Consider the following 14,710-nt stretch of genomic DNA (forward strand, 5'->3'; position numbering starts at 1 on the left):
AGAATGACGATCGCGATTGCGCGTTTCGGCCAATCTCCAACGCATGCCACCTGCCAACGCAAACAGAGCCGACCGGTCAAAATCCCTGTGCGGTGCCACTAGCGCGAGGCTTCCTCATCTGATCGATCTCCTCGCTGGTCCCGATCAACGCCTCGGCAACCGCAAATTCCGCCTCCAAGGCTTCGAATTCAGCAACAAATTCCGGATCGTTAAACCAGTCCTTGGCAGCATCTTCGACGGGAATTGTTTTTCGGTTCATGGGATCACCTCTTATCCCTTTATTCTGACAGCGTCTTCAGGAAAGCCACCAGCGCCGCCCGCTCGCGCTCGGAAAGGTCGAGCGGGTGCACTTCGGAAACGCCCTCGACCGCGAGCGGCACCTTCGAGTAATGCGCCACGACCTCACCGAGCGTCGCGAACTGCCCGGCATGCATGTAGGGCGGCCGGTCCGCTGCGCCCCTGAGTGACGGCGTCTTATAGGCGCGCACGATCTGCGGCCCATCCTTGACCATGAAGCGCAGCTCGCGGCAGGCGCTTTCGTCGCCGTCACGGAACTTGCCCAGGCAGTTGAACGGATCGGCCTCGACTTGCGCCACGGCATCGACGCGCCCGCGGTCCGGCGGCAAGCCGTCGACGGGCGGCACGCCGGTGTTGTGGAAGGAGTTGTCGGTGAAGCGCGGCCCGTTGTGGCAGGTCACGCAATTGGCCTTGCCGATGAACAGCTTCAGCCCAAGAACCTCCTCCGGCGAAAACACCGCATCCCCTACCGGCTTGGCGCCGGTCGCGAGATCGATGGCGAAGCGGTCGAAGCGCGTCTGCTCGGGCTCGATCGAGCGCTCGAAGGCGGCGATCGCCTTGCCGATATTGGCGAAGACGCGGTTGACGTCGTCTTGTTGGCCGGTGGGCATGGCGTTCCACGCCGCCTTCTCGGCATCCGTGCCAAGCGGGCTGGCACTGGCCGGCACGGTCGAAAGGTCCGGCAGCGGCCCGAAGATGCGTTCATAGCGCTCGCCGAACCGCTTCTTGATGTAATGCGCGAAAGCGGCCCGGTTGCCTGCCTGCTCCAGCGGATTTTCGAGCGGCGTCAGCGCCTGCGCCCACACGCTGTCGCGCCTGCCGTCCCAGAAGAACCACGGATTGCGGGCCACGCCTGCCAGCGGCATGGTGCGGCGGTTGGTGCGGCTGACGCCGACCGCCTGCGGCAGGTCGTCCTGGAACTGGCGGTCGATCTTGTGGCAGGTCGAGCAGGACACCGTTCCGTCGCGGCTCATGCCGGTATCGAAGAACAGCGTCGAGCCAAGCGCGGCGGCCGCCGGCACATCCGCATACTGGTTCGTGGTGTCGGGTTTCAATGACGGCAGCGTGTTCAGCGCCAGCGACGCGATGGTCTTCTTCTCGGCGTCGCTGAACTGCGGCTCGCCGCAGCCGCCCAGCAAGACGAGAGCGGCTAAAGCCAGCAGGCTAGAGCAATTCCAGGAAAAGTGCGCAGCGGTTTTCCGTCCGGAATTGCGCAAAAACAAAGATTTAGAGCGGTTCCGCGATTCTGTGAAACGCTGAACCGCTCTAACAACGCTGGTCAGCCGCCTCATCGCCCGCTCACAACACGATGTTGAAGACGACGGAATCGGAACCCGCCGCCGCCGAAATACCGAAGTGCAGCTGCCACCAGCCGCTCATCGTGAACTTCACGCCGTCGATGCGATAGCGCCCCTGACCCAGGTAGTCGGTCGCCTGCGGACTGGTCGGCAGGCCGTGATCGTGCTGCGGCATCCCGCCGGAAACGGTGATGGCCGCCCCCTCCACCGGCGCGCCGGCGGCGGTCTTCAAAGTCAGCAGCCAGGACTGCAGCTCGCCCTGCCGGACGACGCCGCGCTCCGGCTCGAAGCTCGCGACGAACAGCCCGTTCGCCGTCTTCTTGGAGCGTGAAATGTCCGGACCGGAGGCCGCTTGCGGCAGCGTCAGATAGACCGCGGCCACGATGCCGACCAGCAGAGCGGCCAGGCCGAGACCCGCAAGAATGTAACGCCATATCGATGCCAAACCCGTTCCTCTTCGGCTGCTAACGTCGCGGGCCGCTTGTGGCGTCCCGCCCTGCCTGTGGGAAATCGCTTCTGGCGCAAAATTCGCCGCTAGCCAAGCATGGCGCTGCCGGCCGCAAAAAGCTACAGCAACAAGATCTTAGGAAGGGACAAGCCGCATGGCCAAGGGTATCGCGTCGATCGGCGAATGCATGCTGGAACTGTCGGGCCAGACCGGCCCGAACTGGCGCATGGGTTTTGCCGGCGATACCTTCAACACGCTCTGGGCGTTGCACGCCTTGAGCCCGGATCGGCCCGCGACCTACGTGTCGGCCTTCGGCGACGACCCCTTCTCGCGCGATCAGATCGCCTTCCTTGCCGAGAACGGCATAGGCGTGGGCAACAGTCCGGTCATTGCCGGCGCGCGCCCCGGCCTTTACGCCATAACACTCACCGGAGCCGAGCGCGCCTTCACCTACTGGCGAAGCGACGCGGCCGCGCGCCAGCTCGCCTCGGATCCGGCAGCACTCGCAAAAAGCCTTGAAAACCAGGCGCTTGTCTATTTTTCCGGAATCACCCTGGCAATTCTGGACGAGGTGGCGCGCAAAACCCTGCTTTCAGCCGTGGCGACGGCCCGCAAGGCCGGTTCGCTCGTCGCTTTCGACCCGAACTACCGGCCGCGTCTGTGGCCAAGCCGCGAGGCGGCGCAGGCGGCGATCCTGGAGGCGCTTGGCGTCGCCGACATCGCGCTGCCGACCTTTCCGGACGAGCAGTTGCTGTTCGGGGACGCGACGCCGCGGGCGACGGCTGAGCGCCTTGGCAAGCTGACCGGCGAGGTCGTGGTCAAGAATGGCGAGCAGCCAGCCCTGATTGCGCTGAACGGCGCTTCGCAAACTGTCGACGCGGTGCATGTGGCCGCCCCCGTCGACACCACGGGCGCCGGCGATTCCTTCAATGGCGGCTATCTCGCCGCGCGGCTTGCCGGCCATGCGCCCGCCGACGCTGCTCGCCGCGCGCATAAAGTCGCCGCCGCGGTCGTGCAGGTTCGCGGCGCGCTGGCTCCGTTCGAGACGTTGAGGATGGCCTTCGACAGTTAAGCGCTATCGAAGCTTAGACAGACATCACTTCAATATCGGCAAACTTTAGGGTAAGCGGAACCGGTATTCCGTCACCTGATGGTAGATCTGCCCCGGCCACAGCGTCGCCTGCGGGAAATAGGGCCGGTTCGGCGCGTCCGGCCATGTCTGCGCTTCGAGGCAGAGGCCCGAAAACGCCCTGTAGCGGCGGCCGTCGAGACCCGGCGACGTCGGCGCGACGAACTGACCGCTATAGAGCTGCAGTCCCGGTTCGGTGGTCCACACTTCCATCTCGACGCCGGAATTGGCGCCTTGCACCCAGGCAGCCTGGTGTAGCGGCCCGCGGCTGGAGGCTAGGCAGTAATTCAGGTCATAGCGAAGCTGCTCGCCTTCCATTTCCATGCGCAGCGCCCGCGCCTGCCGGAAATCGAAAGGCGTGCCGTCGACCGGCTTCACCACGCCGGTCGGGATCATCTCGTCATCGACGGGCGTGTAGGCGCCGGCGTTGAGCATCAACCGATGGTCGAGGATGTCGCCCGCCCCGCCATCGTCGAGATTGAAATAGGAATGCTGCGCGAGGTTGCAGAGCGTCGGCTCCTCGCAAGTCGCGGTCAGCTCCATGCTGAGCGTGCCGGGGATCTTCAGCCGGTAGGTGCAGGTGACGTCGAGCGCGCCCGGGAATCCCATGGCGCCGTCCGGATCGTGCAATGTCAGCGTCACGAAATCGCGGCCGTGCAGCGAGACGGTCCATGGCCGGTGGAAAAAGCCTTCCGAGCCCCCATGCAGCGTGTGCTTGCCGAGAAAATTCCGCTCGGTCTGGTAGCGGTTGCCGGCGATGGTGAAGCGGCCGCCGCCGATGCGGTTGGCGAAACGGCCGACCACCGCTCCGAAGAAGGCGCGGTCGGTCTCGTAGGGTTCGAAGCGGTCGTAGCCCAGCACCAGCGGCGCGTCATGGCCGCTCAGCCTGAGGTCTTGGATGATGGCGCCGAGCCCGATGATGTTGGCCGTGATGCCGCCGCCGCGAATGGTGAAGCGGCGCACGGCCTCGCCCGCCTGCGTCGTGCCGAAGACCTCGCCGTCTTTCATCGCCATGCCCGAAATGTCATTTCCTGATCCGTGGATTTAGTCCGGCCGCGTGTCATCCGGCAAGGGCAGGCCAAACGCCTGCCCTGTCCCAGGGATCGATATCAGAGTCCGAGGCCGCCGAAGCAGGCATATTTGGTGTCGAGATAGTCCTCGATGCCCTGATGCCCGCCTTCGCGACCGAGACCGGATTCCTTGACGCCGCCGAACGGCGCCTCGGGCGTGGTGATCAGGCCTTCATTGACGCCGACCATGCCGTATTTCAGGCCTTCCATCACCCGGAAGGCGCGGCCGAGATCGCCGGTGTAGAAATAGGCGGCGAGGCCGAACTCGGTGTCGTTGGCCAAGGCGACCGCCTCTTCCTCGGTCTCGAACTTGAACACGGGCGCGATCGGCCCAAAGATCTCTTCCTTCATGAAGCGCATCTTCGGCGTGGCGTCGGCAATGACCGTCGGCTGGAAGAACGAGCCGCCCAGCGCATGGCGCTTGCCGCCGGCGACGACCTTGCCGCCCTTCGAGGTTGCGTCGGCGATGAATTCCTCGACCTTCTCGACCGCCTTCTCGTCGATCAGCGGCCCCTGCTGCACGCCTTCCTCCAGGCCCGAGCCGACCTTCAGATCGTTGCTGGCCGCGGCCAGCTTCTCGACGAACTTGTCGTAGATGCCGGCCTGCACGAGGAAGCGGTTGGTGCACACGCAGGTCTGGCCGGAATTGCGGTACTTGGCAGTGATGGCGCCGGCCACCGCGCGGTCGACATCGGCGTCGTCGAAGACCAGGAACGGCGCGTTGCCGCCGAGCTCCATCGACACTTTCTTGACCGTCGCGGCGGACTTCTGGATAAGGATCTTGCCGACCTCGGTCGAGCCGGTGAAGGTGATCTTCTTGACCAGCGGGTTGGCGCAGATCTCGTCGCCGATCTCGCCGGCCGAACCGGTGACGACATTGACGACGCCCTTCGGGAACCCGACTTCCTCGACGAGCGCGCCCCAGGCGAGGCCCGAGTAAGGCGTCTGCGAGGCGGGCTTGACCACCGCCGTGCAGCCGGCCGCCAAAGCCGGTCCGATCTTGCGGGCGAGCATCGAGGACGGGAAGTTCCACGGCGTGATGGCGGCGATGACGCCGACCGGCTCCTTGGTCACCAGGATGCGGCGGTCGCCCCATGGCGACGGCACGATGTCGCCATAGACGCGGCGGCCTTCCTCGGCGAACCACAAGATGTAGGCCGCGGCCGAGCCGATCTCGCCCTTGGATTCGGCGAGCGACTTGCCCTGCTCGATGGTCAGCAGCTCGGCCAGCACGTCCTGATTGTCCATCATCGCGTCATGCAGCTTGCGCAGGAGCTTCGAGCGCTCGAGCGCGGTGGTCTTGCGCCAGCTCTTGAAGGCTTCCTCGGCGGCCTCGATGGCGCGGCGGGTCTCGGCCTTGCCGGCCTTCGGCACGGTGCCGATCTTGAGGCCCGTCGCCGGATTGTTGACGTCGATGGTCTGGCCGCTGTCGGCCTGCACCCATTCACCATTGATGAGATTGGCCTGGCGCATGAAATGGCTGGTTTTCTGAAGCATGGTCTGGCCTCCGTTCGGCGCGCTGATCGGCCGTTTTTCTGGATATCCGTTGAAGCGTGCTTCAAGAGCCGCACGCCGGCGCATTGCTCTTACCTAGGGAAAGGCGGGCAAGCAATCACAAGATGGCATATAGGGGTTGGGCCAGCAAAGGCGAGCCGCCTCAATCGCTGGTAGGGATGTTGAGATTCAGGTCAGACCGAGCCGAAAATAGCGATTTCCGAGAACCGGAGCGGAGCGTACTTAAAGTACGTGAGCACCGGAAGCGCAGGAAATCGGTGTTTGCAGGCCGGCCTCACCTGAATAACAACATTCCTTATCCGAAGACGTGGATCACCACCGTCAGCCAGAACGACGTGGTCACCACCGCGCTTGCGGTGGCAAGCGTCATCTGGTTCGAGGCCAGCGCCTGGCCGCTGTTGAACTGGACGGCGATCAGGTAGGAATTGATGCCCGAAGGGAGTGCTGCAACCACCACGGCGACCTTGGCGGTCAGTGGCGGCAGGCCGAGCAGCCACACGAACGCCAGCACCAGCGCCGGCATCAGGAACAGTTTCAGTCCGGACAATGCCAGCGCCGGCCGGATATTGCCGGAAATGCCGAAGCGGCGCAGGCTGAGCCCCATGGCGAACAGCGCCACCGGACCGGCCGTGTCGGCGAGCGTGTCGACCAGCCGTTCGATGAGGTCCGGCAGCGCAGCACCTGTGAGGCGCCAGGCGAGCCCCGCCAGGATGCCGATGATCAGCGGATTGATGAACAGCCGCCTGAGGAAGCTTTTGACGACGCGCAGCGGATGGACCGTCTTGCCGCTGCCGCGCCCGAACATCTCGAACAGCACGATCGAGGCCATCATCATGATCGGCAGGTGGACCGAGACCAGCAGCGACAGCACCTCGAAGCCGCTGGCGCCGAAGATGCCGAGGATGAAGGGCGCGCCGAGCAGCACGACGTTGGAATAGGCCGACGACACGCCGCCGACTATGCCCGCGCGCGCATCTCGCCTGAACAGCCGCGTCATCACCAGATGGCCCGCGGCCCAGATGATGGCCACGGCCGCGAAATAGGCGCCCCACAGCGACCAGGGCGTGACGCCATGGAAGTCCGATTTGACCATGGTCTGGAAGAGCAGCAACGGCATCGCCACGTTGACGGCGAATTCGGAAATGCCCTCCCCGCTCGCCGGCTTCAGATAGCCAGTGAGCCCGGCCAGATAGCCGAGCGCCACAAGGCTGAAGACGAAGAGGACGGTTTCGGTGAGCGGAGTCATTTTCCGGGCGGAGACATTTTTCCCGTGATAGGCGAGCACTGATCGCCATGCAATTGGCGCCGTGCGCCATTCCCCGGCGCCGCTGCTTGTTTTCCGGCCGGCTTTGCGGTCCCTATATGCCAATCACGGTCTTGGCCCCCCGTCGGGCCGCCAAAGGACTTCCGATGCTGCGAATTGTTCTGGCGTTTTTTCTCCTAGCCTCTCCGAGCCTTGCCCACGCGACGGACGCCGGCTGGGCGTTGCTGCGCGACGGCGGCCATGTCGTGCTGCTCCGCCATGCCTTCGTCACCGGAGCTGCCGACCCGGCCAATTTCGACATCGGCAATTGCGCCACGCAGCTCAACCTATCGGAGCGCGGCAAGCAGCAGGCAAGCCGCATCGGCGCGCTGTTCGCGGCCCGCGCGGCGCCGATCGATCACGTGCTCTCGAGCCGCTACTGCCGCTGCCTCGACACTGCCCGCATTGCTTTCGAATCCGAGCCGCAGCCCTTCGCGCCGCTCGACCTGCTGAAGGCCGACCCGGCCGAAAAGGCCGCGCAAATGGAAGCGGTCATGAAGGAGATCCGCGGCTATTCCGGCTCCGACAATCTGGTGCTGGTCACGCATGTGGAAAACATCGAGGCGCTTACCGGTGTTGCGCCGCGCGAGGGCGAAGCCGTGGTGGTGGCGCCGGAAGGCGACGGCCTCAAGGTGCTCGGCCGGGTCACCTTCTGAGGGCGCCGGCCTGCGCGGCTCGCTACTGTGGCCGAAATACCACATCCGGAAGAAGCCGCAAATCCGCCGCGACAATGCCGCTTGCGACAACCCGTCGCAGGGTCTATAGGCGCGCTCCCGGTCACGAAAACCGAAGCGAGCACAACGGTTGGAGCTTTCGTCTCCGCCCGTGCAGGCGGCTTTGCCGCCCTGTATACGGCGCCGTTTCGGGGGTTGGGATCGCCGATGTAGCTCAGAGGTTAGAGCGCCGGATTTGGGTCCGGAGGTCAGGGGTTCGAGTCCCTTCATCAGCACCACGGATAGCTCAATTGGTTAGAGCATCAGACTCATAATCTGACTGTCGAAGGTTCGATTCCTTCTCCAACGGCCTGATAAGCCGACACCTTCAGGTGGTGTTATCCAAAACGGTCCGGGGACCGGAATGCGAGGACTTCACGGACGGCAGGGCTTCGGCCTTGCCGGGCGGCGATGTTCTGCGCCATCGGCTCGCGGCCAGGCCCGCGGTGACGATCAAGGCGCGGCGCGGCCGGCAAGGGAAGCTTCGGCTTCCGGCGCCCGCTTCGCCGCCCCGCGATCCGCTCCCGAAGGCCCGCCGCGGATCGATGCCACCGGTCCCCGGATCATTCGTGCCCGGGACATGAAGTACGACGACGTGAAACGAGAAACGAAAGGATGATCGACGCATGACGTGACGCCTCGCATGGGGCCATGCCCGACAGGAGTAAGACAATGAAGACCATTCTCGAAAAGGCTCTTGGACGCCAGCGCGTCCTCGTAAAGGAAAATGAGCGTGCCGTTGCCCTCTACAAGGGCGAGATCCAGGCGATCCTGATGCCGGGCGAACATTGGCTCGCCAACCGGCGCGGAAACCTGGAAATCTCCAGGCACGACCTGAAGAACCCGGAATTCGTTTCGGCTTACGAGAAGGCGTTGTTCGACAAGCTCCCGGACGTGGCCGCGCGTCATTTCACCGTCGTTCGCACCGGGCGCACCGACATTGCCGTGGTCGAACGCGACGGCGCGCTCCATGCCGTGCTGTCGCCGGACCGCAAGCTCGTGCTTTGGACGGATGCCGGTCCGTGGAAGGTGACGGCCGTCGACACGGCGGCCGATCTCGCCGTCGATCCAGCCCTGATGCGTCGGATCGGCCAGGCCCGCAAGACGGAGCACATGTTCCTCAACCCGGTCGTGGACGGTCAGGTCGGGCTGCTCTTCGTGGACGGCGTCCTTGCCCGCACGCTTGAAGCGGGCGTGCACGCCTTCTGGAATGTCGGGCGCATGGTCCAGGTGAAGGTCGTCGACATCAAGCGTCAGTCGCTCGATGTCGCCGGGCAGGAAATGCTGACGAAGGATCGCGTGACGATCCGCGTCAACATCGCCGCCGAATACCGGGTCGTCGATCCGGTCAAGGCGGTAAGCACGGTGAAGGACTTCTCGGAAGCCCTCTACCGCGCCCTGCAGTATGCCTTCCGCAAGACGCTTGGCACGCTCACGCTCGACCAGATCCTCGACAAGAAGGTGACGGTCGACGAGGAGGCGGCGGCCAAGGTGCGCGACGACATGGCCGCGATCGGCGTCGAGGTCAGCGATATCGCCCTCAAGGATGTGATCCTGCCGGGCGATATGCGCGAGATCCTCAACCAGGTGGTCGCGGCCGAGAAGCAGGCCGAGGCCAACGTCATCCGCCGCCGCGAGGAGACGAACGCCACGCGTTCGCTGCTCAACACGGCCAAGGTGATGGCCGAGAACCCGGTGATGCTGCGGCTGAAGGAGCTCGAGGCTCTCGAAGCCATCGCCGGCAAGGTCGAGCGGCTCACCGTCCACAACGGGACGGGCGGACTGCTCAACGACCTCGTCAAGCTCCGCGACTGATGCATGTCGCCCAAAAGCGGTTCCGGTTTTGGGACAACGACATGCATCGAAATGAAAAGCTGACTCTGCGTAAAATGGGAAGGGCCGCCGGATCGACCGGCGGCCCTTCTTGCGTTTCCCCGACTCTCTACCCATCTGCCCCCGGCGCATCAGGCCTTTTCCTGCCGGGAAAAACCGATTAGACAGCGCCCAAACAAGATGCGGACAGATTCCGCCCGCAACCCGAAGGAAGAGCCCTTGTCCACCACGTTCGAGAAAGTCGCCAAGATCATTGCCGACACCAGCGAGATCGATATCGACACCATCACGCCCGAGAGCCACACCATCGACGATCTCGGCATCGACAGCCTCGATTTCCTCGACATCGTCTTTGCCATCGACAAGGAATTCGGCATCAAGGTGCCGCTCGAGAAGTGGACGCAGGAGGTCAATGACGGCAAGGCCTCGACCGACGACTACTTCGTCATGAAGAACCTGTGCGCCAAGATCGACGCGCTGGTCGCGGCTAAGGCCGCCTGAGTTCCACAGAGCGCGTGAACTTGACGCGCTCTCCCGCCTGACCCACAACAGCCGCCCATGAGTTCTCACGACGTCGTCATCACTGGCATCGGCCTTGTCTCTTCGCTTGGAGAGGGTCCGGATGCGCATTGGCAGAAGCTCACCCGACCGGGCCTTGAGCCGGTGCTCGAGGCAGAGCGCTTTGCGCCCTACACCATCCATCCCCTGCCCGAGATCGACTGGAACCTGCAGATCGCCAAGCGCGGCGACCAGCGCCAGATGGAAACCTGGCAGCGTCTCGGCACCTACACCGCCGGCTTGGCGCTCGACGATGCCGGCATCAAGGGCGACGACGAGCTTTGCACGACCATGGACATGGTGGTGGCGGCCGGTGGCGGTGAGCGCGACGAAGCCGTCGATGCCGCGATCCTGGCGGCTTCCGAGAGCCGCAACGACCGCGACGTGCTGCTCAACGAGAAGCTGACCACGGAACTGCGGCCGACTTTGTTCCTGGCCCAGCTCTCCAACCTGCTCGCCGGCAACATCTCGATCGTCCACAAGGTCACCGGTTCGTCGCGCACCTTCATGGGCGAGGAAGGCGCCGGCGTCTCGGCCGTCGAGACGGCGGCCGCGCGCATCCGCTCGGGACAGTCGACCCATGTTCTGGTCGGCGGCGCCTTTCAGACCGAGCATTCCGACATGCTGCTCGGCTATGAGCTCGCCGGTTACCTGCATCGCGGCCCATGGAAGCCGGTCTGGCAACGCCAGGGCGCCGAAGGCGGCGGGGTGGTGACGGGCTCCGGCGGCGCCTTCCTGGTGCTGGAACAGCGCGAGCACGCGCAAAACCGCGGCCGCAAGATCTACGCCGAGCTTGGCCCCGTCGTCTCCGGCCGCGCCAGGCGCCGGCGCGGCGAGCTGGATGCCGAAATCGCCACATTGCTGAAGCAGGCCGCCCTTCCCGACGGCGATCTGCTGACGATTTCCGCCGCCTCCGGCGCCCACGCCGCCACGGCGGCCGAAAAGGTGGTTCTCGATGAAAACCCGGCCTTGGCCGTGCGCGCCTTCTCGACGCTGACCGGCCACATGAAGGAGGCTCAATTCCCCTTTGCGGTTGCGCTCGCGGCAATGGCCGTCGACCGCCGGGCCGGTTATCCCGTCTTCGATGCCACAGTGGAACGGCAATTCGAGGGCGCGCCCAATAGCGTCCTTGCAACGGCCATCGGCTATCACCAATTCGAGGGCCTGGGGCTGATCAGGGCCGCCTAGAAAGAGACGCAAACATGGCCAATCTCCGAGACCATATGGGCAGGCCTATCGTCGCCGTGACCGGCATCGGCGTGGTGACCTCGCTCGGCGTCGGCAAGAAAGACAACTGGGCGGCGCTGACCTCGGGCAAATCCGGCATCCATCCGATCACCCGCTTTCCGGTCGATCAGCTCAACACCCGCATCTCCGGCATGGTGGACTTCCTGCCGTCGAGCTCTAAGGGCGCCAGCCACCTCACCTACGAGCTGGCCGAGACCGCGGCCCAGGAGGCCGTCTCGGAAGCAGGCCTCGATTCCGGCGATTTCGGTGGCCCGCTGTTCCTAGCCTCGCCGCCGGTCGAGCTCGACTGGGCCGACCGTTTCTCGCTCTATAATTCCGACAAGCAGGACACCGGTGCCGAAAGGTTGCTGCGCGTGGCGCGCGGGTTGAAGGAGCTGGATGTCTTCGAAACCACCCAATTCGGCTCGATCGCCGACCGCCTGGCCGACCGCTTCGGCACGCGCGGCCTGCCGATCACGCTGTCGACCGCTTGCGCCTCGGGCGCCACCGCCATCCAGCTCGGGGTCGAGGCGATCCGGCGCGGCGAGTGCGACAAGGCGCTGTCGATCGGCGCCGACGGCTCGGCCACCGCCGAAGCGCTGATCCGCTTCTCGCTGCTCTCGGCGCTTTCCACCCACAACGATATTCCCGAGAAGGCCTCAAAGCCCTTCTCCAGGGATCGCGATGGCTTCGTGCTCGCCGAGGGGTCCGGCGCCCTGGTGCTGGAATCGCTGGAAGCCGCCTTGGCCCGCGGCGCGACGATCCTCGGCGTCATACGCGGCTGCGGTGAAAAAGCCGACGATTTTCACCGCACCCGTTCCAAGCCAGATGCCTCGCCGGCGATCGCGGCGGTGCGCGCCGCCCTTGCCGATGCGGGCATGAGCGAGGACGAGATCGAATATGTCAACGCGCACGGCACCTCGACGCCGGAAAACGACAAGATGGAGCATCTGTCGCTGTCCACCGTCTTCGGCGAGCGCATCGGCTCGATGCCAGTTTCGTCGAACAAGTCCATGATCGGCCACACGCTGTCGGCCGCCGGCGCGGTCGAAGCCGCCTTCTCGCTGATGACCATGCGCGAAAGCGTGATCCCGCCGACCATCAATTACGACAATCCCGATCCGGCTATCGTGCTCGATGTCGTGCCGAACAAGAAGCGCAACGCCGAGGTCGGCACGGTTCTGTCGAATTCCTTCGGCTTCGGCGGCCAGAACACCTGCCTTGTCATGGCGCGGGAACCGGTCTAAGCGGACTTTTTCAGCCAGACTGAACCTGACAGGCCACATGCGCGCATTGCAACTTATCGAGGACCGCCGCCTTGAAACGGTGGACCTGCCGCCTCCCCCGCCGCCTTCGCTGGGAGAAGTGACACTCCGCATCAAGGCGGTGGCGCTGAACCACATCGACGTCTGGGGCTGGCGCGGCATGGCGTTTGCCAAGCGCAAGCTGCCGCTGGTCGTCGGCGCCGAGGCCGCCGGCGAGGTCGAGGCGGTCGGACCGGGCGTCTCCAACCTGCAGCCCGGACAATTGGTGTCGATCTACGGCGCGCGCACCTGCGGCCTCTGCCGTGCCTGCCGCGAAGGCCGCGACAATCTCTGCGAGCATGTTTCCGGCGTCCATGGCTTCCATCTCGACGGCTTCGCCCAGGAAAGGATCAACCTGCCGGCGCGCCTTCTGGTGCCCGCGCCTCCCGGCGTCACCGAAATCGGCGCGGCGGTCGCTCCGGTCACCTTCGGCACGGTCGAGCACATGCTGTTCGACAATGCCAGGCTGGAACCCGGCGAAACCATCCTCGTCCATGCCGGCGGCTCCGGCATCGGCTCGGCTGCCATCCAACTCGCCAAGAAGATGGGCTGCACGGTGATCACCACGGTCGGCTCGAACGACAAGATCGACAAGGCCAAGGCGCTTGGCGCCGACCATGTCATCAACTACCGCGAGGATCGTTTCGAAGGCGTGGTGCGCAAGCTGACGAAGAAGAAGGGCGTCGACGTCGTCTTCGAGCATGTCGGCGCCGACACCTTCGCAGGCTCGATGCTTTGCTTGAAGCGCGGCGGCCGTCTCGTCACCTGCGGCTCGACCTCGGGCGTGTCGACGCAGGTCAACCTGATGCAGCTCTTCCAGCAGCAGCTGAAGCTGCTCGGCTCCTTCGGCTGCCGCATGGAGAACATGGCCAACGCCATGCAGAAGATGGCGGCGGGGCTCGTTGCTCCGGTCATCGATACCGAAGTCGGCTTCGACGACATCGACGCCGCGCTGAAGCGCATGGAAGGCCGCGACGTCTTCGGCAAGATCATCCTGCGCGTTTCCTAGGACAAGATGGTCGGCAAGGTGTTCAGGAAAGCCCGCCGGGACTTCATGTTCCGCAACGGCCGGCGACTGCGCCAGCTGGAGCATTGGCTGGTCGCCAAGCTCGCTATCGTTCTGCTCTCGCTGCTGCGCCTTCTGCCGCCGGACAGCGCGCTCAACTTCGCCGACCGCGTCGCCCGCCGCATCGGCCCTCTGGTCGGGCGCCATCGCGTTGCGGTCAACAATCTGCGCCTTGCCTATCCGCAAAAGAGCGACGCCGAGATCGAATTGATCGCGCGCGACATGTGGGGCAACATGGCCCGCCTCGCGGCCGAGTACATCTTCCTCGACGCGCTGTTCGATTTCGATCCGAACGCTTCGAAGCCGGGCCGGGTCGAGGTGGGCGGCGTCGAGCATTTCCACGAGATCGCCGGCGAGAAGAAGCCGCATATCCTGTTCACCGGCCATCTCGGCAATTTCGAGCTGCTGCCGGTGGCCGCCGCCACCTTCGGCATGAACATCACGGCGCTGTTTCGCCCGCCGAACAACCCCTACCTCGCCGATTACATCCACTCGACGCGCCGCTCCTCGATGGGCGCCCTGCTGCCCTCCGCCGCCGGCGCGTCGTTCGCCCTTGCCGCCATCCTGGAAAAGGGCGGCAATATCGGCGTGCTGGTCGATCAGAAATTCTCGGGCGGCGTTGACACGACTTTCTTCGGCCGCCCATGCCAGAGCAACCCGATGCTCGGCATGCTGGCCCGCCACTATGACTGCGATGTCTATCCCGCCCGCTGCGTCAGGCTGCCGGGCAACCGCTTCCGTCTGGAAATCGAGGACAGGCTGACCTTGCCGCGCACCGAAGGCGGCAGCGTCGATGTTGCTGCGACCACCCAGCTGCTCACCGATGTGGTCGAGCGCTGGGTGCGTGAGGACCCTGGACAGTGGATGTGGTTCCACAAGCGCTGGGAAATCAGCGGTCGCCGCCGCAAGCGCGGACAGTCGAAGGCGACAGCCGGCTAGTAACCGCTCC

At 64.8% G+C, this 14,710-nt stretch carries 14 protein-coding genes and 2 tRNA genes; 10 read left to right on the forward strand and 6 right to left on the reverse strand.

Going from position 1 to position 14,710, the window contains the following annotated elements; all coding sequences use genetic code 11:
• Positions 1-76: 76 nt before the first annotated feature.
• The 3 genes from FJ956_RS30515 to FJ956_RS16470 form a co-directional block, all read right to left on the reverse strand.
• Positions 77-259: a hypothetical protein gene (locus FJ956_RS30515; RefSeq protein ID WP_181170221.1), complete on the reverse strand. Its 183-nt coding sequence runs from the start codon at positions 257-259 to the stop codon at positions 77-79.
• 19 nt (positions 260-278) lie between these two features.
• Positions 279-1,436, reverse strand: coding sequence for a cytochrome c peroxidase (locus FJ956_RS16465; RefSeq protein ID WP_246672080.1), 1,158 nt, complete (start codon positions 1,434-1,436; stop codon positions 279-281).
• 160 nt (positions 1,437-1,596) lie between these two features.
• On the reverse strand, positions 1,597-2,040 hold the full coding sequence (locus FJ956_RS16470) for a FixH family protein (RefSeq protein ID WP_140678110.1): 444 nt from the start codon (positions 2,038-2,040) through the stop codon (positions 1,597-1,599).
• Between the two features lie 157 nt (positions 2,041-2,197).
• On the opposite strand from FJ956_RS16470, the gene FJ956_RS16475 reads away from it, so the two are divergent.
• Positions 2,198-3,115 (forward strand): sugar kinase, encoded by a 918-nt coding sequence (locus FJ956_RS16475; RefSeq protein WP_140678108.1) that lies wholly within the window; start codon positions 2,198-2,200, stop codon positions 3,113-3,115.
• Positions 3,116-3,160: 45 nt separating this feature from the next.
• Here FJ956_RS16475 and FJ956_RS16480 read toward each other — a convergent pair whose 3' ends face one another.
• The 3 genes from FJ956_RS16480 to FJ956_RS16490 form a co-directional block, all read right to left on the reverse strand.
• The gene (locus FJ956_RS16480; protein WP_140678106.1) at positions 3,161-4,186 is read right to left on the reverse strand and encodes an aldose epimerase family protein; all 1,026 of its coding nucleotides are present in this window, start codon (positions 4,184-4,186) and stop codon (positions 3,161-3,163) included.
• Between the two features lie 95 nt (positions 4,187-4,281).
• Positions 4,282-5,739, reverse strand: coding sequence for an NAD-dependent succinate-semialdehyde dehydrogenase (locus FJ956_RS16485; RefSeq protein WP_140678103.1), 1,458 nt, complete (start codon positions 5,737-5,739; stop codon positions 4,282-4,284).
• 313 nt (positions 5,740-6,052) lie between these two features.
• The gene (locus FJ956_RS16490) at positions 6,053-7,003 is read right to left on the reverse strand and encodes an AEC family transporter (protein ID WP_140678101.1); all 951 of its coding nucleotides are present in this window, start codon (positions 7,001-7,003) and stop codon (positions 6,053-6,055) included.
• A gap of 164 nt (positions 7,004-7,167) precedes the next feature.
• Here FJ956_RS16490 and FJ956_RS16495 point away from each other — a divergent pair, with 164 nt between their 5' ends.
• The 9 genes from FJ956_RS16495 (at position 7,168) to FJ956_RS16535 (ending at position 14,700) form a co-directional block, all read left to right on the forward strand.
• Positions 7,168-7,716 (forward strand): histidine phosphatase family protein, encoded by a 549-nt coding sequence (locus tag FJ956_RS16495; protein ID WP_140678099.1) that lies wholly within the window; start codon positions 7,168-7,170, stop codon positions 7,714-7,716.
• A gap of 221 nt (positions 7,717-7,937) precedes the next feature.
• Positions 7,938-8,012 (forward strand) — tRNA-OTHER (locus FJ956_RS16500).
• Positions 8,013-8,080 (forward strand) — tRNA-Ile (locus FJ956_RS16505).
• Between the two features lie 365 nt (positions 8,081-8,445).
• Entirely contained in the window at positions 8,446-9,588 is a 1,143-nt protein-coding gene (locus FJ956_RS16510; protein ID WP_140678097.1) for a slipin family protein, read from the forward strand.
• A gap of 237 nt (positions 9,589-9,825) precedes the next feature.
• On the forward strand, positions 9,826-10,107 hold the full coding sequence (locus FJ956_RS16515; RefSeq protein ID WP_027167184.1) for an acyl carrier protein: 282 nt from the start codon (positions 9,826-9,828) through the stop codon (positions 10,105-10,107).
• A 57-nt stretch (positions 10,108-10,164) separates the two neighbouring features.
• The gene (locus tag FJ956_RS16520; protein ID WP_140678094.1) at positions 10,165-11,352 is read left to right on the forward strand and encodes a beta-ketoacyl-ACP synthase; all 1,188 of its coding nucleotides are present in this window, start codon (positions 10,165-10,167) and stop codon (positions 11,350-11,352) included.
• A gap of 14 nt (positions 11,353-11,366) precedes the next feature.
• Positions 11,367-12,638, forward strand: a complete 1,272-nt coding sequence (locus FJ956_RS16525; protein ID WP_140678092.1) for a beta-ketoacyl-ACP synthase — start codon at positions 11,367-11,369, stop codon at positions 12,636-12,638.
• A 37-nt stretch (positions 12,639-12,675) separates the two neighbouring features.
• Positions 12,676-13,704, forward strand: coding sequence for a zinc-binding dehydrogenase (locus tag FJ956_RS16530; RefSeq protein ID WP_140678090.1), 1,029 nt, complete (start codon positions 12,676-12,678; stop codon positions 13,702-13,704).
• Positions 13,705-13,710: 6 nt separating this feature from the next.
• A complete protein-coding gene (locus FJ956_RS16535; RefSeq protein ID WP_140678087.1) occupies positions 13,711-14,700 on the forward strand; it encodes a lipid A biosynthesis lauroyl acyltransferase in 990 nt (329 codons plus the stop codon).
• Positions 14,701-14,710 lie beyond the last annotated feature (10 nt).

Origin of the sequence: Mesorhizobium sp. B2-4-3, from assembly GCF_006442815.1 — a bacterium.
Lineage (GTDB): Bacteria > Pseudomonadota > Alphaproteobacteria > Rhizobiales > Rhizobiaceae > Mesorhizobium.

Excerpts from the sequence above, each read along its gene's own strand:
- FJ956_RS16485 (WP_140678103.1), bottom strand. The coding sequence starts at position 5,739 with ATGCTTCAGAAAACCAGCCATTTCATGCGCCAGGCCAATCTCATCAAT.
- FJ956_RS16495 (WP_140678099.1), top strand. The coding sequence starts at position 7,168 with ATGCTGCGAATTGTTCTGGCGTTTTTTCTCCTAGCCTCTCCGAGCCTT.
- FJ956_RS16530 (WP_140678090.1), top strand. The coding sequence starts at position 12,676 with ATGCGCGCATTGCAACTTATCGAGGACCGCCGCCTTGAAACGGTGGAC.
- FJ956_RS16535 (WP_140678087.1), top strand. The coding sequence starts at position 13,711 with ATGGTCGGCAAGGTGTTCAGGAAAGCCCGCCGGGACTTCATGTTCCGC.
- FJ956_RS16525 (WP_140678092.1), top strand. The coding sequence starts at position 11,367 with ATGGCCAATCTCCGAGACCATATGGGCAGGCCTATCGTCGCCGTGACC.
- FJ956_RS16520 (WP_140678094.1), top strand. The coding sequence starts at position 10,165 with ATGAGTTCTCACGACGTCGTCATCACTGGCATCGGCCTTGTCTCTTCG.
- FJ956_RS30515 (WP_181170221.1), bottom strand. The coding sequence starts at position 259 with ATGAACCGAAAAACAATTCCCGTCGAAGATGCTGCCAAGGACTGGTTT.
- FJ956_RS16480 (WP_140678106.1), bottom strand. The coding sequence starts at position 4,186 with ATGGCGATGAAAGACGGCGAGGTCTTCGGCACGACGCAGGCGGGCGAG.
- FJ956_RS16490 (WP_140678101.1), bottom strand. The coding sequence starts at position 7,003 with ATGACTCCGCTCACCGAAACCGTCCTCTTCGTCTTCAGCCTTGTGGCG.
- FJ956_RS16475 (WP_140678108.1), top strand. The coding sequence starts at position 2,198 with ATGGCCAAGGGTATCGCGTCGATCGGCGAATGCATGCTGGAACTGTCG.
- FJ956_RS16510 (WP_140678097.1), top strand. The coding sequence starts at position 8,446 with ATGAAGACCATTCTCGAAAAGGCTCTTGGACGCCAGCGCGTCCTCGTA.